Origin of the sequence: Streptomyces fodineus (genome assembly GCF_001735805.1) — a bacterium.
Classification (GTDB): domain Bacteria; phylum Actinomycetota; class Actinomycetes; order Streptomycetales; family Streptomycetaceae; genus Streptomyces; species Streptomyces fodineus.
The window spans coordinates 9,285,973-9,308,818 of record NZ_CP017248.1; the positions used below are offsets into that span (position 1 = coordinate 9,285,973).

Sequence of the window (22,846 nt, forward strand, 5' to 3'; positions counted from 1 at the left end):
GGGCTGGGCACGGTGTCGGCGACGGTGCACGGCAGGGACAAGTGGCCGGTCTCTCCGGCGGGACCCGGGGAGGCCGCCTGGGGTGCCGTGAGGTTGCTCAGTCCGGGGTCGGTCGGCCGAAGAATTCGGCGTAGCGGGCCGGGAGCCGGGACAGGAGGCGGTCGAGCTGTGGGCCGGGGACCGCGTCGGCGACCGTGCACAGCACCGCGTCCGCGTCCCACTCGGCGGTGCGGGGCCGGGCGCCGGTCTGCACGGACACCCGCCGGAGGAACTCGTCGCAGTCGAACGTCTCGGGACGCCCGCGGTCCAGATGCAGGGCCTCGTCCAGCGGGGCGGGCAACCGCGCCGCCAGCTCGTCGGCCTCTTCCGGGGAGATCCGGGTCGCGAGCGCCCACAGGACCGCCTCGCAGACGCGCTCGGCCTCCTCCTGGCTGCGGAATTCCCCGCGGTCACGGACCTGGGTCAGGAACTCCTGCAACTGCATGGCGGCCTCCCACTGTCGTCCCAGGCCATCACGGCGAGCCGCACTCTCCCCGGCTGCCGTCGCGCGACGGCACGGGAAGGAGCGGGTGCCCCGTCGGACCACCACCCGATGAATGCCCGCCGGGCGCCCCGCGAAAACGGGACTGCCCGGCGGCTCAGGCTCGCTGGCCCAGGTCCGACAGGAACCGGAGGAAGGCGTCGACACCGGCACCTGCGAGTGGGGTGCCGTGTGCGAAACCGACCGCGCGCAGGTCGTGGGGCAGCTTGGCGAGGCTGTCGACACGCAGCGCCGGATCGGCGGCGAGGGCTGCCGGGCCGAGGGCCGGCTCGCCGCGGTGGAAGACCGCGTCGCCCAGGAGGGCGGTGCGGCTGGGCTCGTGGAACAGCACCACGTGCCCCGGTGAATGACCGGGCGTGTGGATGACGCGCAGGCCGTCCGAGCCTTCCAGCAGCTCCCCGTCGGCGATCGTCCCGTCGGCCGCGAACGGCGCCCAGTGCAGCTTGGGCAGACGGTCGAGAAGCCGCCCGGCGCGACCCGACCGGCCCTCGGGCGGGACGCGGCCGGCTTCCAGCCAGGGTCGGTCGGCCTCGTGGATCAGGATCCGCGCGGCCGTACGGCGGCGGAGGCCGGACGCGCCCTGCTGTTCCTGCGCAACTGCGTCAACCACGGGCTGCCCGCGCTGACCGTCCCCGGAGTCACGGCGGCCTTCAGCGACGGCGACCGCATGCGTCTGGACTTCGCCGAGGGCTGCGTGGAGAACACCACGGCCGGCCTCCGCCTCCGGGGCGGCGCGCTTCCCCCGCTCGTCCTGGACATCCTCGCCGCGGGCGGCATCCTGCCCAGACTCGTCCGCGAAGGCTATGTGCCCACGGAATCCGGGAGCTGAGACATGACGGCGCACCAGCAGATCGCCCCGGGCATCACCCGGATCGCGACGACCGCACGGGACAACGCCTTTCTCGTCGCCAGCGACGTGGTCGTAGCGTTCGCCGATCGCGGACCAGTCGCGCAGGCCGACGAGTTCGAACAGGCCGCGCGGACCCGGGGTGACCTCAGGCAGTGTGCCGCCGAGGCGGCGCGGGGCCGCCAGTCCGTGCGGGGCGTAGGGGGCGAGCAGGGCGCCCGGGTGGATGGCGATCCGGTAGCCGAGGGCGGCGAGGCGCTCGGGCGCGGTGTCGGGGGTGAGGCCGCCCTGGACCATGTTGATCAGGAGCGGGGCGTCGACGGAGGCGGCGATCCTCTCGATCTCCTCGGTGGTCCGCGGCGCCTCGACGAAGACGACGTCCGCGCCCGCGGCGGCGTACCGGCCCGCGCGCTCGATGGCCTGGTCGAGGCCCAGCGGTCCGCGGGCGTCGGTCCTGGCGATGATCACGAGGTCGTCGGTGCGCGCCGGCACACCTTCCACCGGCTGCTCGTTCCCGCCGAGCACGCCGACTGACCGGGGCGATCACCCGGCAGACTCATCCCCGCAGGCGGGCTCACGGACCGGCACAGGCCGGCCGATGTCGCGGGCCCAACCGGGCCTGACATGCGCGGCGAACTCCGCGAAGTCCGCCCGCAGAAACCGCGGATCGAACGGCTTCAGCCGCACCTGCCGACGGTCGTCCACCCATCAGATCTCGGGCTGTTGAAGGCGGCTTCGGCCCGACCCGGCCCCGGTTGCGCTCGGGCTCGCGCCGGAACGGCACCTACACCGCCTTTCGCGAGGTCGGCCGCCGGATCCGCACCGTCCAGCTGATGCGCAATCTCTCGGACGCGCCGTTGCGCCGGCGGGTGAGCATGACGCCCCGGCCATCGCCGAGATCGTGCGCCGGCTCCAGGCACCTCACGGAGCCCTGGCACCGTGGAGTTCCGGCACCGCGTCCGAGGGCTGACCCCGGGGACCGGGTCGAGGTCACAGCAATCGGTCGACCAGCCCGTCGACGTACTCCGGGGTGAGCGGGCCTATGCCGAGCAAGACGCGGATGTACATCGGGGCCATGATGTGGTCCAGCACGGCGAACGCGTCGGGTGCGTGCTCGCCGCGTTCGCGGGCGCGATCGAGCATGGACTGCAGTTGTCGGGTGCGTTCGGCGAGGAGGTCGTCACGCGCCTGCACGCCCTGCTGACCCATGCTCGACAGAGCGACGGCCAGGCGCACCACCGCCAGACCGTCGGGGCCGGTGATCTCGCGGGCCACGTTGGCCGCGTACGTGCGCAGGTCGCCGGCCAGGCTCCCGGTGTCGGGCATCGGCGACCGCGCGTTGAGGCGGGTGAGCGCGACATCGGTGAGCAGGTTTGCCAGGCTGCCCCACCGGCGGTAGATGCTGCTGTCGGCTACGCCCGCGCGGGCTGCGACCTCGCCGACGGTGAAGTTGCCGTAGCCGCGCTCGCTGATCAGGTCGGTGACGGCCTGGTGCACCTCCGCGCCGACGCGGGCGCTGCGCCCGCCGGGCCGCCGGGCTCGCTGTCGCTCGTTCATGCCCCCACCTTAACGCAGTTATGACTTGCGTTTGCGAGTCAACCCTCCCTAGAGTCGCCTAACGCAGCCACTGGCTGCTTTAGGGCGCCCAGAGGCTGACCGCGTCGGCCGTGGAGAGGCGCAACTGACGATTGAGAGGAATCCCCATGGCTGCATCGCCCGCGGCCGCAGGCAGTCGACCAAACCGGGCCGTGCTGCTCACGGTGACCTGCCTGGGCCAATTCATGGTTCTGCTCGACAACACGATTGTTGGAGCAGCGCTGCCCGATATGCAGCACCGGCTGCACACTCAGCTGACCGGTCTGCAGTGGATCGTCGACGCGTACGTACTGCTGGTCGCCATGCTGCTGCTGTCCGGCGGTGTCTTCGCCGACCGGTTCGGCCGCAAGCGGGTCTACCTGACCGGCGTGGCGGTGTTCACCGCCGCGTCGCTGCTGTGCAGCCTCGCGCCCTCGCTCGCCTGGCTGGTCGTCGGCCGGGTGCTGCAGGGCATCGGGGCCGCGGCGCTGAGCCCTGCCTCGCTCGCCCTGCTCGCCGCCGCCTATCCCGTGCCGCAAGAACGAATCAAGGCGATCGGGCTGTGGGCCGGACTCAGCGGAATCGGTCTGGCCGCAGGCCCCGTGGCCGGCGGCGTGCTGACAGAAGCCTTCGGCTGGCCCGCCATCTTCCTGGTCAATCTGCCCATCGGCGTGATCCTGCTGCTGGTCGGCCTGCGCCACCTCGGCGAGTCCCGCAACCCGAGCGCCCCCGCGATCGACATCCCGGGCACGGTGCTGTCCGTTCTGGCGGTGGGGGCGCTGACCTACGGGCTGATCGAAGGGGGTGCCCGCGGCTGGACCTCACCGGTCATCCTGGGCAGTTTCACCGCCGGGGTGATCCTCCTCGCCGCTTTCGTCGCCGTCGAAGCCCGTCGTTCCGCTCCGATGCTGCCGCTGCGGCTGTTCGGGCAGCGCCTGTTCACCGTGTCCAACACCGCCATGGTCGTGGTGGGGTTCGCGCTCATGGGTTCGTCGTTCTTCTTCTCCCAGTTCTTCGTGTACGTCCAGGGCAGCTCGATCCTGCGCGCCGGCCTGCAGACCCTGCCGCTATCCCTCGCCATGGTGATCGTCAGCCCGTACGCGGGCCGGCTCGCCGCCCGGTACGGCTTCCGAATCGTGGTCACCACCGGCCTGGCCCTGGCCGGCCTGGGACTGCTGGCGCTCGGCATGGTGCACGCCGACACCGGCTACGGGAACGTGTGGTGGCGGCTGGGACTCGCCGGCATCGGCTTCGCACTGGCCATGTCCCCGCTGACAGGCGCCGCCATCCAGGCAGTCAGCCCGCAGGAAGGCGGCCTCGCCTCAGGCATCAGCAGCACCACCCGGCAGATCGGCGCGGTGCTCGGCGTGGCGGTGCTCGGAGCCGTCGTCCGCACCCGGCAATCCGGCGGCACCTCCTTCGAGACCGGCCTCAACAGCGCCTTCCTCGCTGCCGGCGCCATCACTTTGGCCACCGCCGTGTTCACCGGCCTGTGGCTGGCGAGGTCCAAGCCCGCGGAAGGCCCCGCGGCGCCGCGACGTTCCACCGGTCCAGGTGCGGTCACCATCTCCAACGAGGCATCCGTGAACAGCCGTTGACGGCGACACCGGCTTGGCCGGGAGACGTCCCGCCGGAGGCCGTCGCAACATTTCCGATTCCAACGGAGAGACACATGTCCCGCACGTTTCTCATCACCGGCGTGAGCAGCGGCCTCGGCCGCGCCTTCGCCACCGCCGCCCTCGAGGCCGGCCATACCGTCATCGGCACCGTTCGGAACCCGGACCAGATCGCCGCCTTCGAGCAGTTCGCTCCGGGCCGCGCTCACGCCCGCGTGCTGGACGTCACCGACACCGATGCCGTCGCGCCGACCGTCGCAGCGGTCGAGGCAGAGGTGGGCCCCATCGACGTACTCGTCAACAACGCGGGCTACGGTGTCGAGGGCACCTTCGAGGAAACCCCGCCCGCCACCTTCCGCCACCAGTTCGACGTCAACGTCTTCGGCGTCATCGCGGTCACCCAGGCCGTTCTGCCCCGCATGCGCGAGCGCCGTGCCGGGCACATCCTGTTCGTGACCTCCATGGGCGGTCTGCGCGCGTTCCCCGGCCTGGCCGCCTATCACGGCTCCAAGTTCGCCGTCGAGGGCATTGCGGCCACGCTCGCCCTGGAGGTCGCACCATTCGGCATTCACGTCACGGCGATCGAGCCCGGCTCCTTCCGCACCGACTGGGCGGGCCGCTCCATGCACCGCGTAGAAAGCACCATCGCCGACTACGACCCGATCTTCGCCCCGATCCGCCAACGCCGCCTCGACATGAGCGGTCAGCAGCTCGGTGATCCCGCCCAAGCCGGCCGCGCCCTGCTCGCCATCGTGGAGGCCGAAAAGCCGCCGACCCACCTCATCCTCGGCAGCGACGCCCTCCGCCTCGTCGCCGACGCCCGCTCCGCCTTCGACGCGGAGACAGCCGCCTGGAACGAGCTGTCGAAATCCACCGACTACCCCGACGGGGAACAGATCGCCGGGAGGCGGCTCGGCGTGCGGCCCGTTCGGGACCCCGCCGGGTGAAGCAGTCGCCGCCCAGGTCGTGGTAGGGCAGGTCGTTGCTGAGCATGGCCAGATCGCGGTGATGATCGAGTGCTCGACGGCGACCAGCGCCTTGATGGAGCCCGATCCGGAGGTCAGCCGTTTGTGGCGACCCTGCAGAAAGCTGCCCTCGGTGCGCGCCGCCCCGCACAGCGCCGCCTTCATCCCACCGGGGGAACCGGGTCATGTCGCCCCCGGTCTCGGCCACGATCACCTCGGCCACCGCCCGGTTGATCCCGGGCGGCTTCATGATCATCCCGTGGCGGGTTTCTGCCGTATCCGGGTCACGTCCCACCCTCGCAGCCCGCTCCCCATGGAGGGGCCCGGGCCGGGAGCGAGGTGGGCCCGCTCCCGGCCCGGGCCGGATACCCGGTCGGGGTCCGCTACAGCTCCGCCCGTACCGCGCGGGCGGCCGCGACCAGGTTCTCCAGCGAGGCGCGGGTCTCCGGCCAGCCCCGGGTCTTCAGCCCGCAGTCGGGGTTGATCCACAGCCGTTCGGCGGGGATGGCCCGCAGCCCGGTGCGCAGGAGTCCGGCCATCTCCGGTGTGCCGGGCACGCGCGGGGAGTGGATGTCGTAGACACCGGGGCCGGCCTCGCGCGGGTAGCCGTGGGCGGCCAGTTCCCGGGCGACCTGCATATGGGAGCGGGCGGCCTCCAGGCTGATGACGTCGGCGTCGGGGTCGTCGATGGCCTGGACGACGTCACCGAACTCGGCGTAGCACATATGGGTGTGGATCTGGGTGTCCGGGCGTACGCCACCGGTGGTGAGCCGGAACGCCTCGGTGGCCCAGGCGAGATGGCCGGGCCGGTCGGCGGCGCGCAGCGGAAGGGTCTCGCGCAGCGCGGGCTCGTCGACCTGGATCACCGAGGTCCCGGCCGCCTCCAGGTCACCGACCTCGTCGCGCAGGGCGAGGGCGACCTGCCGGGCGGTCTCGGCGAGCGGCTGGTCGTCGCGGACGAACGACCAGGCGAGCATCGTGGCGGGGCCGGTGAGCATGCCCTTGACGGGGCGGTCGGCCCGGCGAGGAGGCGGATCACGTCCGTCATTCGGAGGGTGAGGTGGGACACGCCGCCGAAGCGTGTGGTTCCGCGGTTCGGTGGGGAAAGCGGCCTCGGGGCATCCTCGGCATCCGGCGCCGGCACGGCCGGCGCGGCGCGCCGCTGACGGGGATTGAAGCCGGTCGGGTGATTGACGGGCCGGTCCCGGCTCGGGTGCGGCCCGTCGCGGGCTCGGCCGGAGAGACTGCCGCCATCCCGATGGAGGTGGCGAACATATGCTCAGCGACAGCACAGCGACGATCCTTGCCGAGAGGCCGAGCGTGGCGGCGGTCGTCGACGCCGCTCCGCGTGTGGCGCAGATCGCGGCGCGGTGCAGTGACGAGACGGAGGCCGCCCGGCGGCTTGCGCCCGAGGTGGTCGAGGCGGTCCGCGAGGCCGGGTTCGCCCGGCACTTCGTCCCCGCGGCCTTCGGCGGTACCGAAGGCCGCTTCGTGGACATGACCTCGGCGGTGGCGCTGGTGGGCGAGGGCTGCGCCTCGGCGGCCTGGGCCGCCTCCCTGTCCGCGCACGCGGCCCGGTACGGCGCCTACCTGCCCGTGGAGGGACAGGCGGTGCTCTGGGGCGACGGGCCGGACGCCCTGATGGCGGGCGCGCTCATGCCGGCCGGGAAGGCGGAACCCGTCTCCGGGGGCTGGCGGCTCAGCGGGGAGTGGAAGTACATCAGCGGGGTGCGGTTCGCCGACTGGGTGTTCGCCTGCTCCGCCGTACCCGGCAAGGTGGGCCCCGACGGGCGGGGCGAGGTGCGGTTCTTCGCGGTGCCGCAGGCGGACATCGTCGTGAAGGACACCTGGTCCACGCTGGGCATGCGCGGGACCGGCAGCGACACGATGGTCCTGGACGACGTCTTCGTGCCCGACTGTCTGACCCTGTCGAGGTTCGACATCAACGCGGGGCGGGCGACGGCCTCCGAGGCCCGCTGCCACACGGTGCCCGTGAACGAGGTGAACGGGCTGCCGCTCGTCGTGCCCGTGGTGGGCGCGGCGCGGGGCGCGGTGCGCGCGGCGGCCGAGCAGAACATGCGGCGGGCCGACCGGCGCGGCGCCCCGCTGCGTGAGAAGCCCCCGGTGCAGATCGACCTGGCGCGCTCGGCCGCCGAGGTGGACGCCGCCGAACTCCTCGTCCAGCGGGCGGCGCGGGTCGCCGACGGCGTCGAGGTGACCAAGGAGGGCGAGGCGGCGGTCCGTGGGCCGCGGGACTTCGCGATGGCGGTCGAACTGTCCGTGTCGGCCGTCGAACGGCTCTTCCGTGGCACCGGGACGAGCGGCCACTTCGAGGGCGACCCGGTCCAGCGGTTCTGGCGGGACGTCAACACCGCCGCGTCCCATGTGATCTTCTCCTTCGAGACCACCGGAACGGCCTACGGGGCCTGGGTACTCGGTGCCGAGGGCGCGGAGCCGCGGCGTTGACCTCGGGGACGCCGGCCCTCGCCGAGAAGCGCCGGCACCCCGCAGAGCAGCCGGTTGCCACAAGTACAAGATCCAGGCCCCCTTTCTTTCTCCGCGCGGCACGGATACCCCTGGAGGGTGACAAGCCGGTCCGGCGGACGCGCTGCGGAGAGGAACAGGCCATGAGCGATGAACGGTTCGAGGACGACTGGTATGTGGACGAGCGGTGCACGAACTGCGATGTCGCACGGCAGCTCGCGCCCGACCTGATCGGTGAGGTCGACGGCCGCTCGGTCGTCCTGCGCCAGCCACGCGACCGAACCGAGCTGCGGCAGATCAACGCCGCCGCGCACGCCTGCCCCACCCGGTCGATCCGTCCCCGGGGCGGGCGGCTGGACGCGGCACTGGACCCCTTTCCGATGGCCCTGGACGACACCGTGTACCTGTGCGGACACAACTCCCCGCACAACGCGGGGGCCAACTCCTACCTGTTACGCCGCCCCGACGGCACCGCGATGATGATCGACACCCCGCGCTGGAGCACGTCGCTGGCCGCACGCCACGAAAAGCTGGGCCCGGTCACCGACGTCCTGCTCACCCACCGCGACCACACCGCGCACGGCCGCCGCTACGCCGACCGTTTCGGCGCCCGGCTGTGGATCCACGAGGGTGACCTCGACGCCGCCCCGGACGCCGACCGCGTACTGCGCGGCACCGACCCGGTGGAGATCGCCGAAGGGGTGATCGCCCACCCCTTGCCCGGCCACACGCAGGGCAGCGTGCTCTTCCTCGCGGACGAGCGGTACTGCTTCAGCGGCGACAGCTTCTACTGGTCGCGCACCACCGCGGACATCGAGGTGGCCGAGAGCGTCACCTGGTACTCCATCAGCGAGCTGGCCGCCTCCCTGGCCCGTACCGCCGGCCGACTGCGCTTCGAGTGGCTGCTGCCGGGCCACGGCGACCGCCGTCACCTCCCCGCCGACGAGATGGCCCGGCGACTGCGCGGGCTGACGACCCGTGTCCGCGAACTGCGGCCCCAGGCCATCGACTTCACCGCCGTGCGCTGGTAACGGCCTGGTCCAGGCGGGTGAGCGGGGCCGGTCTGCGCTGCCGTGACCGCAGGGCCACGACGCAGGTCTCGGCCTGATCCCGGGGCGGACGTGGAACCATCTGATGCCATGCGTGCTGCGTACATCGAGGAGCTGGGTTCCGCGGAGGTCATCCGCTACGGCGAGATCGCCGCTCCCCGGCCCGGTCCCACCGACGTCCTGGTGAACGTCCTGGCCACCACGGTCAACCCGGTGGACACGTTCGTGCGGTCGGGTCTCTTCCCCACGCACCTGGACTTCCCCTTCGTCGTGGGCCGTGACCTGGTCGGCACGGTTGCCGAGGCGGGCCCCGGTGTCATCGGCTTCCGTGCCGGGGACCGGGTGTGGTGCAACAGCCTCGGGCACGGAGGAAGGCAGGGCGCGGCGGCGGAGCTGGCGGTGGTGTCCGCCGACCGGCTGTACCGCCTGCCTGGCGGAGTCGACCCGTATGAGGCGGTGGCGGTGGTCCACCCGGCGGCGACCGCCTATCTGGCCCTCTTCGTCCACGGCCGGCTCCGCGTGGGCGAAATCGTGCTGGTCGCCGGCGCCGCGGGGAACGTCGGCAGCGCCTTGGTGACGATGGCGGCGCGGGCCGGCGCCCGTGTCCTCGCCACCGCCGGCGCACGGGACGCGCCGTACTGTGCGGAGCTGGGCGCGGCCGAGGTGTTCGACTACCGGGATCCCCGTCTGACCGAGAAGCTCCGCGCGGCGGTGCCCTCGGGGCTAGACCTGTACCTGGACACCGCCGGAGTCAACGATCTGGAGAGCGCGGTCGACCTCCTCGCCCGCAGGGGCCGCGTGGTGCTGCTGTCCGGTGCCCGGACCCGCCCCGTCCTGCCCGCCGGGGCGCTGTACATGAACGACCGCTCCGTCCTCGGATTCGTGATCTCCCACGCGAGCTCCGACGAACTCGCCGAAGCCGCCGCGTACGTCAACGACCTGCTCGGCCGGGGCGCTCTGCGCCCACGGCACATCGAGATCTTCCCGCTGAGCGCGACGGCCGACGTTCATGCCCGGATGGAGCAGGGCGAACTGCACGGACGCCGTGCCGTCCTGCGCACCGACCTGGCCTCCGGGGGCTGACTCCCGCCGGTCGTTGCGTCGGCGGGACGGCCGTCGGGATCGACGCCGTTGCGAGTGCGCCGACTTCCGGCCGGCGGCGATGTGTACGTTGGCGGAAAGGGCCGCGTCACACGCCGAGGCGCCGGCAACGGTCAAGGGGAAAGCGAACACATGGCACGCGTCGCCGTCATCACCGCGCCCAACATCGGCTACCGCAACACAGGAATGCTGACCGTCGACCTGGCCTTCGAGTCCCTGCGCCGGCGTACGGGCGCCGAGTTCGACACGACCTGGTACACGCTTCATCCGCCGGAGACCGTACCCCTGCGCGCAGCTGCTCAAGGCACCGACTTCCCGTTCCGCTTCCACGCACTGACCGAGCACCTCGACACGCTCCGTGACCACGACGCGGTCGTCTTCTGGGGCGATTTCCTGCACGCACGGCACTATCTGGCACAGGACGCGACGAACCGCCTGCTCGACTTCGGTGTGGCCGCGGACCGTGCCGCGGCGCGCGCCCTGCTGAACCGCGCCCTGCTGCTCGCGGACCAGCCGGACGACCTCCTCGCGCGGACCCTCGGCTACGGCGGCACGATCCTGCACAACACGCAGTCCGACTACGAGGACGAGCAGTACGGCCCCCTGTTCGCACGCCTGATGACCCGAAGCCACCGGGTCTGGATGCGTGACCCGCTGTCGGCGGCCAAGGTCGCGCACTTGCGTGGGGACCGTACGACCGAGTACTTCGGTGCGGACGCGGCGCTGCTGTCCCGTCCGGGCGACCTCGACCACCTGCCGACCACACGGTGGTCCCGGGATCTCCCGGACGACGGGGCGATCGGTGTCTTCCTCGGTGCCCGTACCCCGATCCCCGCTTGGCTTCCCGCCTTCTGCCAGGGCCTTTCGGACCGGTTCGGAGCCCCACTGGAATGGCTGCCCTGGTTCGACCGGGACGTCCCGTCCCAGGTCGCCCACATCGCGCCGCGCCCCGGTGACCACACCGTCGGTGACCTGGTGCGGGTCCTGTCCCGATACCGGCTGGTCATCACGGACACCTACCACCTGTGCGTCAACGCATGGGGCGTCGGCACCCCGGTCCTGTGCGTCGGTGGCCCCGAACCGGCTCCGACGACCGACGACGACTATCTGACGCTGAGCGACCTGAAGAAGCATGTGTTCCACCTGGCGTACGACGCGGCGGACTTCTACCTGACCACCCTCCCCGACACCCCAGAGGCCCATGAGCGGCGCGCCGACCGGGTCGTACACCTCGTGGAGGACGGCGGGGCCGGCGCCGTCGCCACGCGGGTACGCCGGCACGCCGACCATTCGGCCACGGCCTTCACGGAGACACTCACCTCGCTGCTGGGCACCGCAGGCCGACCGTAGTGAGGCGCGAGCAGCGCGGTCAGTGGGCCCGGCACAGGGTGCGCGGGCTCGGCGCTGGTCGCACTCTGAGGCGAGGGCTGGGCGGATCCTGTGTTGACGGGCGGTGACCGCAGGGTGATAGTTGAAGTCGAAACAATATTTTCTCGGGAGGCGGTCCACGGTGAGCAACGTCGAAACGAAACCCACGGAACTGCGATGCGGTGCGGCGGTGGACGGCCGGCATCCGGCGGAGACGGCGCGTGTGGACGTGCTCACCCCGCGTGATGTGCCCCTGGGCGGCCCCCGGGCGATGACCGTACGCCGTACGCTGCCGCAGCGCGCCCGGACCCTGATCGGCGCCTGGTGCTTCGCCGACCACTACGGCCCCGACGATGTCTCGCTGACCGGTGGCATGGACGTCGCCCCGCATCCCCACACCGGGCTGCAGACGGTGAGCTGGCTGTTCACCGGAGAGATCGAGCACCGGGACAGCATGGGCAACCACGCGTACGTACGGCCCGGCGAGCTGAACCTCATGACGGGCGGGTACGGCATCGCCCACTCGGAGGTGTCCACCCCGAACACCACCCTCCTGCACGGCGTGCAGCTGTGGGTGGCCCTGCCGGAGGAGCACCGCGACACCGGGCGGGACTTCCAGCACTACGCGCCTGAGCCCGTGCTGTTCGAGGGAGCCGAGATCAGGGTCTTCCTCGGCTCCCTCGCCGGCCGGGTCTCCCCGGTGCGGACCTTCACGCCCCTGCTCGGCGCCGAGATCGTCCTCCGGCCGCGCGCCACCCTCACGCTCGCCGTGGACTCCGGCTTCGAGCACGGCCTCCTGGTCGACCGGGGGGAGGTGCGCCTGGCCGACACCCCCGTGGGTCGGGCGGAGCTCGGCTATGTCCCCCCGGGTCTCGAGGAGTTGACGCTGACGAACGAGTCGGACGGCATCGCGCGGACGGTGCTGCTCGGTGGAACCCCGTTCGAGGAGGAAATCGTCATGTGGTGGAATTTCGTCGGGCGCAGCCACGAAGACATCGCCAAGGCCCGCGACGACTGGCAGAACTCCTCCGCTCGCTTCGGCGCCGTAGAAGGGTATCCGGGAGCGCGGCTGCCCGCCCCGGCCCTGCCGAACGCCGTCATCACTCCGCGCAGGAACCCACCACGCCACTGAGGCGTCCGACGCCTCCAGTCGACATGTCCGACGCCTCACCGGCCCCCTCTGAAAGGCACCTGATGAGCCAGCCCTCCGCCGCTCCGACCGTCGAGCGCAACGACGCCGAGCACCGGTACGAAATCCTGGTCGACGGCAAGCGCGCCGGACTGACCGCCTACCTCGACCGCGGTGCGCAGCGCGTCTTCTACCACACCGAGGTCGACGACGCCTTCGCCGGACAGGGCCTGGCCTCCCGACTGGTCCAGGAGGCGCTCACCGACGTACGCCAGGCCGGGAAACGGATCGTGCCCGTCTGCCCGTACGTCGCCAAGTTCCTGGAGAAGCACGAGGAGTTCGCCGACATCACCGATCCCGTGACGCCCGATGTCCTGCAGTGGCTGGAGGACGAACTGGGCTGACGGCCCGCGCGTTCCCGCGGGAACGGCCGCCGCGACCGTGGAGGCAGCTGCGCTACGACAACCTCGCTCCGGCGAGGTCATCGTGCGCAGCCGAGCCCTGAGCGGCCGTGACGGCGGCGAACAGCCCCTCGGTCGCGCCGAAGGCGATCGCCCCGTCGAGCGGGTTGGAATACACGCGTGACCAGGTGATCAGCCCGTCCCGGACGCGGGCGAACATCACCATGTCGAAGGCGAACCGCTTGCCCGTGGCCAGGACGCGTCCGTGCAGGCGGTATTCGGCGACGACGAGTTCCGGATCGGCCGTCTCGTGCACGTGGACGTGGTCCACCCCATCGAACCAGTCCGTCGTCGTGGCCGCGCTGACGGCCGCTCGTCGGCGCGTCACCGGCAGCCGGCCCGGGAGGCTGGCAGAGATCGTCTTCGACTGCCTGCGCCCACGCCGGACCGGGCCGGACGGCAACACGGCATGAGGTGCGCCGCGTTACGCCCGGGGCACGTGTGCCTTCCACCCGCGGGGCGAGGCCGGGAGCGCGGTCGGGAGCCATCCGGGGCCCGGGCAACGAGGAGCTTTGGCTGGCCGGGCTCGTGCATGACATCGGCCACTGTCCGGTGCACGGCAGGCATGCCGCGACCGCTGTCGAACGTCTGCTGGGGGCGCGGGTCGCTCGCCTGGTCGCCGCGCACATTCCGGCCCCCTTCGAAGCGGACCCCGATTTCCCGGCGACGATCGCGCTGGGCCCGTGCCGACGACGCGGGGAGGGCGGTGGGTCTGGCGATGCCACCCTGGAGCCGTGGCGAACGGTCGTGGAGCGAGTCGTCGGCGACTGTTCGAGGAACACGCCGACCGGGGCGGCATCGGATCCAACCTCACGCGGCCCGGCTGACGGTGAGGCCCAGCAGATGGCCGATCTGTGAGTCGGCGTGGTCCGAGACAACGGGCGTCTCCGGCAGCGGACCGGGGGCGCCGGAGCGCGGCGCGGGCGGGAAGCGGTCGAGTCGCTGCGCGAACCGCCCCCTGCCGAGCACCCTGCGCATCGCGTCGGCTTCGGTCAGCGCCGGGCAGTTCGCCCCGCCGAGCAGGAGGCCAGTGCGAAGGCGCTGTTGGGGTGGTTCCCCGTGGCGTACCGGGTACGTGGCCTTCGGTAGCCCGCCCGCCAGCAGGGTGTCGACTGCCGTGACGGCCGGTGCAAGGGCCTCTGCCCGGCGGGCATCGACCGTACGCTCGTACGCCCGGCACTCGGCCGCGAGCGGCACCAGTCAGGCCCAGGTTGCTGGCGGCGTGGAACGCCGGATGCAGGGTGCTGGCCCGTACGTCCTCGTTCGGCGAAGTCATCAGGTGTGCGGGGGAGTTGGGGAACCCTCCGGTGTTGTTGGCGACCGCGAGCCGGGCGAAGCCGGCCGCGTGCGTGGTGGGCGGCGTCAGTGGGTGGCTCCCTCGGTGACCTTCAGGTCGTGCTCCGCGGGCGTCTCGGCGGCGGCGAGCAGCAGCGCGCGCAGTCCGTGGGCGACCGTTCCGGGTTCCAGGGCTGGGGCGGTGCCGTCGGTGACCTGCTCCGGCGCCCACGGCACGTGCACGAAACCGCCGCGGGCGTGCGGGAATTCGGTGGCGATGAGGTGGCCGAGGCCGTACGCGACGTGGTTGCAGACGAATGTGCCGGCCGTGTTGGAGACCGCGGCCGGGACACCGGCCGCGCGCAGGGCGGCGACGCAGGCCTTGATGGGAAGGGTGGAGAAGTACGCGGCGGGTCCGCCCGGGATCACAGGCTCGTCGATGGGCTGGTTGCCCGCGTTGTCGGGGATACGGGCGTCGGCGACGTTGACGGCGACGCGTTCGACGGTGACGCCGTGGCGGCCGCCGGCCTGGCCCAGGCACAGGACCAGGTCGGGGGCGGAAGCATGAAGGGCATTGCGGAGCGCGTCGATGGACCGGCCGAAGACGCAGGGGAGTTCGGTGGCGGTGACCGTGAGCCCGGCGGGCGGCCCGGCCGCCACGAGGGAGGCCGCCTGCCAGGACGGGTTGACCCTCTGGCCGTCGAAGGGGGCGAAGCCGGTGATGAGCACGCGGGTCATGGCACTTCCTTCACACACAGCGGAAGCCGGTATCGGTCAGAACGCGAACACTGCCATGATCACGGTGGAGCAGACCAGGAGCGGGAGCGCCGTCGGGATCTGTGCCTTGATGGGGCCGTACTGGTCCTTCAGTTCCAGCAGGGTGGCCGGGACGATGTTGAAGTTGGCGGCCATCGGCGTGCACAGGGTTCCGGAGAACCCGGCCAGCATGCCGACCGCGAGGACGGCCGGCGGGTGCCCGTGCATCTGCTCGACGAGTACGGGCCAGCCGATCGCCGCGGTCATCACGGGGAACGCGGCGAACGCGTTGCCCATGATCACGGTGAACAGGAACATGCCGACGCAGTACGCGAGGACGGCGAGGTACTTCGAGTGGTCCGGCAGGACGTCGTGCACGATCCTGCCGACCTGGGTGCCGACCCCGGCCAGCGCGAAGATCGAGCCCAGGACGGCGAGGAGCTGGGGCAGCAGCAGGGCGGATCCCATCGCCTCCAGCATGGAGCGCCCGGAGTGCAGCGGCACGGACAGCTTGCGCTCGCCGGTGACCAGCATGCCGACGGCGAGGGCGACGAGACAGCCGACGCCGAGCCCGATGAGGGTGGCCTTGCCGGTCTCGAACAGTCCGGACGTGTCGAGGAACGAGGCGCAGACGATGGCGACCAGCGGGATCGTCAGGGCGGGGACGAAGATCTTGTTGCCGAGCCGGGTCGCGGAGGCCTCGCGTTCCTCGCCCGTGCCGGCCATCGGGACGCCCTTGCCGAGGAAGTTGAATCCGGCGAGCACGATCAGGGTGAGCACGGCGATGCCGAGCGGTTCGGCGGGCAGGGTCCAGCCGCCGTTCTTGGCGGTGGCGTTGGCGACGCCGGTGCCGTAGGGGAAGGTGAGCCCGAGCAGACCCCAGAACGCGGCGGAGGCCCACCGCTTGGGGTTGCTGCGGTCGGTGGCCATCTGCACAGCCATCAGGACGAAGACCAGGCCCACCAGCCAGTAGAGCCATTCGACCTTGATCACTTGTTGGTCTCCTTCGTCAGCGGCAGGTCGTGTTCGGCGGCGGCGAGCGCCATCTCCCGCTGCAACTGCCGGTCCAGGAGCAGCAGCCGGGCACCGTGGATGAGGAAGGCGCAGACGGCGAGCGGGATCGCCCACAGGGCCAGCTGGGTCGGCTCGAGATTCTGGTGGTACGTCGAGTTGACGAAGCCGGTGATCAGCAGGATCGAGCCGATCGCGATGAAACAGTCCTCGCCGAAGAACACGCCCACGGTGTCGGCCGACGCAGCGTAGGAACGCACCTTCTCGCGCAGCCGCTCGGACAGCGGCGCGCCCGTCGAGCGCTCCGCGGCGGCCTCGGCCATCGGGGCGACGAGGGGCCGTACCGTCTGTGCGGGACCGGCGATGCTGGTGAGGCCGAACGCCGCGGTGACCTGACGGACCAGCAGGTAGGCGGTGAGGAACCGGCCGGCGCTGAGGCCGCCGAGCCGGCCGATCAGCCTGCGGGCCTGCTCGCGCAGACCGTAGCGCTCCAGGAGGCCGATCACGGGAAGGGCGATGGCGAAGACGGTGACCGAGCGGCTGTCGGCGAAGGACCGGCCGAAGGCCGCGAGGACCTCCAGCGGGTTCATCCCGCTGATCAGTCCGGTGAAGACACCGGCGACGCCGACCACGAGGACGGGATTGCGGCGCGTGACGAATCCGAGGATCACCACGACGACGCCGAGGAGAACGATCATGCGGTGGCCTTAGGCGTGAGCGGGCGGGGCGCCCGAGCGGCGCGGATCCGGGGGCGGACCCGTGAGGGATGCAGAGGACCCTAGAGGATCGTTCAACGATCGAACAAGGGGTCGTTCGGTAAATCCGCCCCTTGTCGGATCGTTCAACAATCGATTACGTTCAGCATGTGATCGACCTCAACGCGGACCTCGGTGAAGGCTTCGGCCGCTGGACCCTCACCGAAGACGACGCCCTGCTCTCCGTCGTGACCAGCGCCAACGTCGCCTGCGGCTTCCACGCGGGCGACCCTTCGGTGATGCGCCGCGTCTGCGACCTCGCCGCCGAACGCGGCGTCCGGATCGGCGCGCAGGTCTCCTACCGCGACCTGGCCGGCTTCGGCCGGCGCGCCATGGACGTGCCCGGCGACGAGCTGGCGGCCGAGATCGCCTACCAGATCGGGGCGCTGCGGGTCTTCGCACAGGCCGCCGGTGCCGAGGTGGCCTACGTCAAGCCGCACGGCGCGCTCTACAACCGCACCGTGTACGACGCAGAGCAGGCCGCGGCCGTGGTGGCCGGCGTCCGACTGGCCGGCGGAGCGCTGCCGGTGCTCGGCCTGCCCGGGTCGCGGCTGCTCTCCGCCGCCGAGGAGGCGGGCCTCACCCCCGTACCGGAGGCCTTCGCCGACCGCGCCTACACCCCTGCGGGCACCCTCGTGTCGCGCCGCGAGCCCGGCGCCGTGGTGACCGACGAGGGCACGGTGATCCGGCGCGCGCTGGCGTTCGCGGTGGACGGCGCGGTGGAAGCCGTGGACGGTACGACCGTCCCCGTGGCCGCCCGCTCCCTGTGCGTCCACGGCGACACCCCGGGCGCCGCCCGGCTCGCGGCGCGGGTGCGCGAGGCCCTCGAGGCGGCCGGCGTCGAGGTCGGGGACTTCGCATGACCCGGAGCCGGTCCGTGGAAGTGCGCCCGGCCGGGCGGCACGCACTGCTCGTCGAACTGCCGGACGCCGAGCACACCGCGGCCTTCCACGCCGAACTCCTGCGGCGGCGCTCCGCGGGAACCCTCCCGCCGGTCGAGGAGATCGTGCCGGGCGCGCGGACCGTACTCCTGGACGGCGTCACGCATCCCGAGGAGCTGGCACGCCGGATCGCCGGCTGGGAAGTCCCCGCCCGCGCTCCCGACGCCGGGGGACTGGTGGAGATCCCCGTGCGTTACGACGGCCCGGACCTGGGCCGGGTGGCCGCCCTGTGGGGCGTCGGCGCCGACGAGGTCGCCGCCCGGCACTCCTCGTACACCTACCGCGTCGCCTTCTGCGGCTTCGCCCCCGGCTTCGGCTACTTCACCGGCCTGCCCGCCGAACTGCACGTGCCGCGCCGCGACACACCCCGCACCCGGGTCCCGGCCGGCGCGGTCGCGCTCGCCGGCCCCTACAGCGCGGTGTACCCGCGCGCCACCCCCGGCGGCTGGCAGCTGATCGGCACGATGTCGGACCCGGCACCGCTGTGGGACCTCGGCCGGGAGGAACCGGCCCTCCTCACCCCGGGGACACGGGTGCGGTTCGTGGCGGAGACGGGGACGCCATGACCGGCAAGCTCACCGTCGTACGCGCGGGCGCCCTCACCACGGTCCAGGACCGCGGCCGGCGTGGCCATGCCCACCTGGGCGTTCCCCGCTCCGGCGCCCTGGACGCCCCCGCCATGAGCCTGGCCAACCGGCTCCTCGGCAACGCGCCCGACGCCGCCGTCCTGGAGACCACCCTGACCGGCTGCGCGCTGCGCCCCGACCGCAGCGTCACCGTCGTGGTGGGCGGCGCGCCCTGCCCGGTGACCGTCGACGGCCGGCCGGCGTCCTGGGGAGTGCCCATACGGGTGCCCGCGGGCGCCGTGCTGAACGCGGGCGGTGTGACGGCGGGCGTGCGCTCCTACGTGGCCGTCGCCGGCGGCATCGCCGTCGATCCGGTCCTCGGCAGCCGCGCCACGGACCTGCTCTCCGGACTCGGCCCCGCACCCCTGCGCGACGGCGACGTCCTCCCGCTCGGCGCCCCCGCCCGCCGGCCGGCGCTCCCCGACAGCGCCCCCTGGCCCGCGCCGCCCACCGAACTGACCCTGCCACTGCGACTCGGCCCCCGCGCCGACTGGTTCACCCCCGCCGCGCTGTCCACCCTCACCTCGGCCACCTACCGCGTCTCGCAGCACAGCAACCGCATCGGCCTGCGCACCGAAGGGCCGGCGCTGGAACGCGTGTCGGCCGGCGAACTGCCCAGCGAGGGCATGGTGCTCGGCGCCGTGCAGGTGCCCCCGGACGGACGTCCGGTGGTGTTCCTGCACGACCACCCGACCACCGGCGGCTACCCGGTGATCGGCGTCGTCACGGAGGCCGCTCTGGCGGCGGCCGCCCAGGCGGCGGCGGGAACGCCGATCCGCTTCACCCCGGGATGACACGCCCGCCGCGCCGGGCGTGCGACGGTGGGCGATGCTGAAGGGGTGGATGGTGTCCCAGCCCGCCGGATTCCGGCGGACTACGCCGTCTCGGGCCGCCGGGCGGCACGCGTGACGCTGGTCGCCGCGGCCGGTTTCTACCTCTTCCGCTACGGCCTCGACCGTCCCGTGGCGGCCACCTACGCCCTGTTCGCCGCCGTGGCACTGGGCGGACTCGCCAAGATCCCGGGCACGGGCCGGCAGCGGGCCGCGACGGCGCTGCGCCTGCTGCCCGTGTGCTGGCTGCTGGTCGTCGTCGGCACCTTTCTGTCGGTGCGGACCTGGAGCGCCGTCGTCGGCATGCTCGCGGTCGGTTTCGCGCTGGCCTTCGCCGCCGTGGGCGGCCCGCGCCCGGCCGGGGCGGCCCCGGGCCTGCAACTCCTCTACATTCTCCCGTCGTTCCCGCCCTACGCCCCCAGCACGCTCGGAGAACGTCTGATCGGCACGACCACCGGGCTGGCCTTCTTCATCGCCGCCGAGGCGCTGATCTTCCCCGAGCCCGGCCCGCCGTCGTACCGGAGCCGGGCCGCCCACGCCGCGGACGCCGCCGCACACTGCGCGACCCTTCTCACCACACCGCCGTATGCGCTGACCGACGACGAGATCCGGGCGGCATGGGAGAGCAGCGGGTCCCTGAGGTCCCTGACCGTGCCGGAGGCCGAACGCCCGGCCGGGCCGGGGATGCGCGACCGCGCCCTCGCCCACACCGGCCTCGCCACGCGCACGCTGCTCAGCCGCCTGGCGCAACTGCCCGCGCCGCCGGACGGGCGGCCAGGCCTCGAGGTGACCGCCGTACTGCAGACCGTGGCAGAGCTGGCCACGGCGACCGCGGCCTGCTTGCGGGCCGGTCCGTCGCCGGTGGTGCCGCACGAGAACCTGGTGAAGGCGCGCGCACACCTGTCCGCCGTGTCCGCGGGCCCGGTCCCGACCGGCGCGCCGGACCTCCCGCCCGCCGTACTGCGCCGGCACGCCGCCGTACTGGAGATCGCCGACGCCGCGCTCGCCGTGGCCACCGCGGCCGATCTCGCCGTACACGGCAGGCACGCCACGGTGGACAGCGGGAAAGGGCGCTTCTGGTACGCCGGGACCTGGGCTCCGGTCCTGTGGTGGCACCGGTTGCGCGGTCATGCCGGGCGCCGGTCGGTGTTCTTCCAGAACGCGGTGCGCATCGCCCTCGCCCTGACCGCCGCCCGGCTCGTGGCGGGGGTGGACACGCTGCCCCAGGGATTCTGGGCCACGCTGGCGACGCTCACCCTCACCCGGACCACCATGGACGAGACCTGGCACACCATCCGTCTGGCGCTCGCCGGCACCCTGGCCGGAGCCCTCGTCACCGCCGGGGCACTGAGCCTGGCCGGGACCGACACCGCCGTCTACGCCGTCGTGCTGCCGGTGTGGATGCTGTTCGCCTTCACCGTGGGGCCGGTCAAGGGCGTCGGCTGGGCGCAGGGCCTGTTCACCGTGCTCGTCGCACTGGTCTTCGCCCAGCTGGCCCCGCCGACCTGGCGGCTCGCGGAGGTCAGGGTGCTGGACGTGCTGGTCGGCAGCGCGATCGGCGCGGTCTTCGGCGTGCTGGCCTGGCCGCGCGGAGCCCATGACGAGTTGCGCCAGGCGATGGCGGAACTCCTGCGCAGGGCGGCCGAGATCGTGGTGGCGACCGGCGCCTCGGTGGCGGGCGGCGGCGCGGTGAGCGCACCGTCAGGAGTGCCCGGCCACCGGTCCCTGCAACGCGCGGTCGTCCTCGCCGAGTCCGCGTACGCGCAGTTCCAGTGCGAGCCCACACCCTTCGGCGGCCCGGCGCGCCGGCCCGCCCCGCGCACCGTGGACTGGCAGGCCACGCTGATGGCCGGTCACCACACACTGTGGGGCTCCGAGCGGCTGTTGACGCCCCCGCTCATCCGACTCGGCCCCGCGGCGGCGGAGTCGGTCAGCGTGCTGGGGGAACGGGTGGCCGGACGGATGCTGCTGGTCTCGGCGGCGCTGGATCCCGGATCCGACACCCCGACCGGCCCTATTCCGCTGATCGGCCCGGTCCTCGAGCAGGCGGTCACCGAACCGTCCGGCGCGCCACGCCTGTACTACGCGACCGTGTCGTGGCTGGGCTCGCTGATGGCCGACCTGACACGCATGGCACGCGGCGGCCCCGGCCCCGGACAGGGCCCGCGAGCGCCGTGACCACGCAGCCGGGCTGCCGGCACCACCGCGTCGAACACCGTGACATCCAGTCTTCCTGGACATCAGCGGCCCTCGCACCTGGCCGCCCGCCGACCGGACCGCCGACGCGATCCCGCACCTCGTCTACGGCCCGGTCACCTACGGAGTCATCGCGTCGGCGTGAAGACGCGGCGTCTGTGCGAGGACGCGCCGGAGCCAGTGGGTGCGGGCGTCGCGGGCGTCCCGGCTGAGGGCCGCCCGTGGCGCGAACGTGTCGAAACCGTGGAACGCGCCCGGCCACACGTGCAGTTCGGCTTGGCCACCGGCCTGCCAGATCGCCTGGGCGTAGGCCACGGCCTCGTCCCGCAAGGTCTCGGCCGACCCGACCTCGATGTAGGCCGGGGGAAGCCGGGACAGGTCGGTGGCGCGGGCGGGAGCCGCGTAGGCAGGCAGGTCCGCGGCGCCGTACCGGTCGCCCAGCAGCGCCTGCCACGCGGTTGCGCTGGAGGTCCGGTCCCAGGTGTCGATGCCGGCCATCTGGTGACTGGAGAACGTGTCGTTGCGGTCGTCGAGCATCGGGCACAGCAGCAGTTGCCCGATCGGGCAGGGCCCGCCCCGGTCACGGGTGAGCAGGGCGAGTGCCGCCGCGAGTCCGCCGCCGGCGCTCTTGCCCCCGACGACGACGCGCCCGGCGTCGATCCCCAGCTCGGCCGCGTGCGCAACCGCCCGGACGAGACCGGCGTAACAGTCCTCCACCGCCGCGGGGTACTGGGCCTCGGGCGCCAGCCGGTACTCGACGGAGACGACGGCCAGCCCCAGGGGGGCGGCCCATTCGCGAAGGAGCCGCGGGAGGACGGACCACGCATTGCCCGTGATCATTCCGCCGCCGTGCATGTAGTACAGCAGCGGCAGCGGCCCGGTGATCCCGGCGGGCCGCGCGCTCACCAGCGTCACGTCCGGGCCGCCCGGCGGCCCCGGCACCCGTAGCTCCTCGACCTCGAAGCGGCCGTCGGCCCGCAGATCCCGGACGGACGGTCTGGGCCGGCCGGCGGCATCCCGCTCCTGCCTGGCCGCAAGATTCTCCGGGGTGACCGGCTCCCTCGCCGCGTCCCCCCAGCCTGCCAGCGCCACGGCCAGTTCCGGGTCGAACGGGGGGACACCCCAAGCCGTCGAAGCACGGCCGGTGTCCGGCGGCATGTCATCCGCGAGGTCCATGCGGCCCAGTCAATCACCTGCCGGCCACGGGCAGTTGAGGCGGGAGTGCCACGGATCAGCCGAGCGACCCGTGCCCCGTACAGTGCCCTGCCGGCTCTGCCGACCTTGGCCGCAAGCCGTTGCTGCTGGTAGTCATGGCTTGTG

At 72.6% G+C, this 22,846-nt stretch carries 23 protein-coding genes and 1 pseudogene; 14 read left to right on the forward strand and 10 right to left on the reverse strand.

Annotation, left to right across the window (positions count from 1 at the left end; all coding sequences use genetic code 11):
• Positions 1-97: 97 nt before the first annotated feature.
• The gene (locus BFF78_RS40360; protein ID WP_069782997.1) at positions 98-484 is read right to left on the reverse strand and encodes a DUF2267 domain-containing protein; all 387 of its coding nucleotides are present in this window, start codon (positions 482-484) and stop codon (positions 98-100) included.
• Positions 485-638: 154 nt separating this feature from the next.
• Positions 639-1,889, reverse strand: coding sequence for an isocitrate lyase/phosphoenolpyruvate mutase family protein (locus BFF78_RS47505; RefSeq protein WP_227026057.1), 1,251 nt, complete (start codon positions 1,887-1,889; stop codon positions 639-641).
• 254 nt (positions 1,890-2,143) lie between these two features.
• On the opposite strand from BFF78_RS47505, the gene BFF78_RS50345 reads away from it, so the two are divergent.
• Positions 2,144-2,422, forward strand: coding sequence for a Tn3 family transposase (locus tag BFF78_RS50345; RefSeq protein WP_159033140.1), 279 nt, complete (start codon positions 2,144-2,146; stop codon positions 2,420-2,422).
• Here the strand turns inward: BFF78_RS50345 and BFF78_RS40370 are convergent.
• Entirely contained in the window at positions 2,379-2,945 is a 567-nt protein-coding gene (locus BFF78_RS40370; protein ID WP_069782998.1) for a TetR/AcrR family transcriptional regulator, read from the reverse strand. The genes BFF78_RS50345 and BFF78_RS40370 overlap by 44 nt on opposite strands.
• A gap of 146 nt (positions 2,946-3,091) precedes the next feature.
• On the opposite strand from BFF78_RS40370, the gene BFF78_RS40375 reads away from it, so the two are divergent.
• Both BFF78_RS40375 and BFF78_RS40380 read left to right on the forward strand, forming a co-directional pair.
• Complete coding sequence (locus BFF78_RS40375; RefSeq protein WP_069782999.1) at positions 3,092-4,561, forward strand: MFS transporter; 1,470 nt, start codon at positions 3,092-3,094, stop codon at positions 4,559-4,561.
• Positions 4,562-4,635: 74 nt separating this feature from the next.
• Positions 4,636-5,526 (forward strand): oxidoreductase, encoded by an 891-nt coding sequence (locus BFF78_RS40380; protein ID WP_069783000.1) that lies wholly within the window; start codon positions 4,636-4,638, stop codon positions 5,524-5,526.
• A 401-nt stretch (positions 5,527-5,927) separates the two neighbouring features.
• Here the strand turns inward: BFF78_RS40380 and BFF78_RS40385 are convergent.
• Positions 5,928-6,560: pseudogene (locus BFF78_RS40385) on the reverse strand (5-methyltetrahydropteroyltriglutamate--homocysteine S-methyltransferase); the annotation flags it as partial.
• Between the two features lie 259 nt (positions 6,561-6,819).
• Between BFF78_RS40385 and BFF78_RS40390 the strand changes: the two are divergent.
• The 6 genes from BFF78_RS40390 to BFF78_RS40415 all read left to right on the forward strand — a co-directional run bounded on the left by BFF78_RS40390 (position 6,820) and on the right by BFF78_RS40415 (position 13,079).
• Entirely contained in the window at positions 6,820-8,010 is a 1,191-nt protein-coding gene (locus BFF78_RS40390; RefSeq protein ID WP_069783002.1) for an acyl-CoA dehydrogenase family protein, read from the forward strand.
• Positions 8,011-8,171: 161 nt separating this feature from the next.
• Entirely contained in the window at positions 8,172-9,059 is an 888-nt protein-coding gene (locus BFF78_RS40395; protein ID WP_069783003.1) for an MBL fold metallo-hydrolase, read from the forward strand.
• A gap of 108 nt (positions 9,060-9,167) precedes the next feature.
• Positions 9,168-10,160, forward strand: coding sequence for an NADPH:quinone reductase (locus BFF78_RS40400; protein WP_069783004.1), 993 nt, complete (start codon positions 9,168-9,170; stop codon positions 10,158-10,160).
• A 150-nt stretch (positions 10,161-10,310) separates the two neighbouring features.
• Positions 10,311-11,528: a polysaccharide pyruvyl transferase family protein gene (locus BFF78_RS40405; protein ID WP_069783005.1), complete on the forward strand. Its 1,218-nt coding sequence runs from the start codon at positions 10,311-10,313 to the stop codon at positions 11,526-11,528.
• A 160-nt stretch (positions 11,529-11,688) separates the two neighbouring features.
• Complete coding sequence (locus BFF78_RS40410) at positions 11,689-12,678, forward strand: pirin family protein (protein ID WP_069783006.1); 990 nt, start codon at positions 11,689-11,691, stop codon at positions 12,676-12,678.
• Positions 12,679-12,740: 62 nt separating this feature from the next.
• Positions 12,741-13,079: a GNAT family N-acetyltransferase gene (locus BFF78_RS40415; protein WP_069783007.1), complete on the forward strand. Its 339-nt coding sequence runs from the start codon at positions 12,741-12,743 to the stop codon at positions 13,077-13,079.
• A 52-nt stretch (positions 13,080-13,131) separates the two neighbouring features.
• On the opposite strand, the gene BFF78_RS40420 is transcribed toward BFF78_RS40415, so the two are convergent.
• The gene (locus BFF78_RS40420; RefSeq protein WP_159033141.1) at positions 13,132-13,464 is read right to left on the reverse strand and encodes a nuclear transport factor 2 family protein; all 333 of its coding nucleotides are present in this window, start codon (positions 13,462-13,464) and stop codon (positions 13,132-13,134) included.
• Between the two features lie 113 nt (positions 13,465-13,577).
• Here BFF78_RS40420 and BFF78_RS49860 point away from each other — a divergent pair, with 113 nt between their 5' ends.
• On the forward strand, positions 13,578-13,994 hold the full coding sequence (locus BFF78_RS49860; RefSeq protein ID WP_335755376.1) for an HD domain-containing protein: 417 nt from the start codon (positions 13,578-13,580) through the stop codon (positions 13,992-13,994).
• Here BFF78_RS49860 and BFF78_RS40425 read toward each other — a convergent pair.
• The 4 genes from BFF78_RS40425 to BFF78_RS40440 all read right to left on the reverse strand — a co-directional run bounded on the left by BFF78_RS40425 (position 13,947) and on the right by BFF78_RS40440 (position 16,876).
• A complete protein-coding gene (locus tag BFF78_RS40425) occupies positions 13,947-14,333 on the reverse strand; it encodes a DUF2891 family protein (protein WP_069783009.1) in 387 nt (128 codons plus the stop codon). The two genes, BFF78_RS49860 and BFF78_RS40425, sit on opposite strands and share 48 nt — an antisense overlap.
• Before the next feature lie 165 nt (positions 14,334-14,498).
• Complete coding sequence (gene pcp / locus BFF78_RS40430) at positions 14,499-15,149, reverse strand: pyroglutamyl-peptidase I (RefSeq protein ID WP_069783010.1); 651 nt, start codon at positions 15,147-15,149, stop codon at positions 14,499-14,501.
• Positions 15,150-15,185: 36 nt separating this feature from the next.
• Positions 15,186-16,160, reverse strand: a complete 975-nt coding sequence (locus BFF78_RS40435; protein ID WP_069783011.1) for a DUF979 domain-containing protein — start codon at positions 16,158-16,160, stop codon at positions 15,186-15,188.
• On the reverse strand, positions 16,157-16,876 hold the full coding sequence (locus tag BFF78_RS40440; protein WP_069783012.1) for a DUF969 domain-containing protein: 720 nt from the start codon (positions 16,874-16,876) through the stop codon (positions 16,157-16,159). The genes BFF78_RS40435 and BFF78_RS40440 overlap by 4 nt, the downstream gene beginning before the upstream one ends.
• Before the next feature lie 167 nt (positions 16,877-17,043).
• On the opposite strand from BFF78_RS40440, the gene BFF78_RS40445 reads away from it, so the two are divergent.
• From BFF78_RS40445 to BFF78_RS40460, 4 genes are read left to right on the forward strand one after another with little or no spacing between them, the layout of a single operon-like run.
• The gene (locus BFF78_RS40445) at positions 17,044-17,796 is read left to right on the forward strand and encodes a LamB/YcsF family protein (protein ID WP_069783013.1); all 753 of its coding nucleotides are present in this window, start codon (positions 17,044-17,046) and stop codon (positions 17,794-17,796) included.
• On the forward strand, positions 17,793-18,440 hold the full coding sequence (locus BFF78_RS40450; protein WP_069783014.1) for a 5-oxoprolinase subunit B family protein: 648 nt from the start codon (positions 17,793-17,795) through the stop codon (positions 18,438-18,440). Before BFF78_RS40445 ends, BFF78_RS40450 begins: the two co-directional genes overlap by 4 nt.
• Complete coding sequence (locus tag BFF78_RS40455; RefSeq protein WP_069783015.1) at positions 18,437-19,294, forward strand: 5-oxoprolinase subunit C family protein; 858 nt, start codon at positions 18,437-18,439, stop codon at positions 19,292-19,294. Before BFF78_RS40450 ends, BFF78_RS40455 begins: the two co-directional genes overlap by 4 nt.
• A 45-nt stretch (positions 19,295-19,339) precedes the next feature.
• Positions 19,340-21,508: an FUSC family protein gene (locus BFF78_RS40460; protein ID WP_079161679.1), complete on the forward strand. Its 2,169-nt coding sequence runs from the start codon at positions 19,340-19,342 to the stop codon at positions 21,506-21,508.
• Positions 21,509-21,646: 138 nt separating this feature from the next.
• Here the strand turns inward: BFF78_RS40460 and BFF78_RS40465 are convergent, their stop codons facing one another.
• The gene (locus BFF78_RS40465) at positions 21,647-22,702 is read right to left on the reverse strand and encodes an alpha/beta hydrolase (protein WP_227026058.1); all 1,056 of its coding nucleotides are present in this window, start codon (positions 22,700-22,702) and stop codon (positions 21,647-21,649) included.
• Positions 22,703-22,846 lie beyond the last annotated feature (144 nt).

Excerpts from the sequence above, each read along its gene's own strand:
- BFF78_RS40455 (WP_069783015.1), top strand. The coding sequence starts at position 18,437 with ATGACCGGCAAGCTCACCGTCGTACGCGCGGGCGCCCTCACCACGGTC.
- BFF78_RS40450 (WP_069783014.1), top strand. The coding sequence starts at position 17,793 with ATGACCCGGAGCCGGTCCGTGGAAGTGCGCCCGGCCGGGCGGCACGCA.
- BFF78_RS40440 (WP_069783012.1), bottom strand. The coding sequence starts at position 16,876 with ATGATCGTTCTCCTCGGCGTCGTCGTGGTGATCCTCGGATTCGTCACG.
- BFF78_RS40465 (WP_227026058.1), bottom strand. The coding sequence starts at position 22,702 with ATGGACCTCGCGGATGACATGCCGCCGGACACCGGCCGTGCTTCGACG.
- BFF78_RS40360 (WP_069782997.1), bottom strand. The coding sequence starts at position 484 with ATGCAGTTGCAGGAGTTCCTGACCCAGGTCCGTGACCGCGGGGAATTC.
- BFF78_RS40415 (WP_069783007.1), top strand. The coding sequence starts at position 12,741 with ATGAGCCAGCCCTCCGCCGCTCCGACCGTCGAGCGCAACGACGCCGAG.
- BFF78_RS40390 (WP_069783002.1), top strand. The coding sequence starts at position 6,820 with ATGCTCAGCGACAGCACAGCGACGATCCTTGCCGAGAGGCCGAGCGTG.
- BFF78_RS40370 (WP_069782998.1), bottom strand. The coding sequence starts at position 2,945 with ATGAACGAGCGACAGCGAGCCCGGCGGCCCGGCGGGCGCAGCGCCCGC.
- BFF78_RS40395 (WP_069783003.1), top strand. The coding sequence starts at position 8,172 with ATGAGCGATGAACGGTTCGAGGACGACTGGTATGTGGACGAGCGGTGC.
- BFF78_RS40375 (WP_069782999.1), top strand. The coding sequence starts at position 3,092 with ATGGCTGCATCGCCCGCGGCCGCAGGCAGTCGACCAAACCGGGCCGTG.
- pcp (WP_069783010.1), bottom strand. The coding sequence starts at position 15,149 with ATGACCCGCGTGCTCATCACCGGCTTCGCCCCCTTCGACGGCCAGAGG.
- BFF78_RS40380 (WP_069783000.1), top strand. The coding sequence starts at position 4,636 with ATGTCCCGCACGTTTCTCATCACCGGCGTGAGCAGCGGCCTCGGCCGC.
- BFF78_RS40405 (WP_069783005.1), top strand. The coding sequence starts at position 10,311 with ATGGCACGCGTCGCCGTCATCACCGCGCCCAACATCGGCTACCGCAAC.
- BFF78_RS40400 (WP_069783004.1), top strand. The coding sequence starts at position 9,168 with ATGCGTGCTGCGTACATCGAGGAGCTGGGTTCCGCGGAGGTCATCCGC.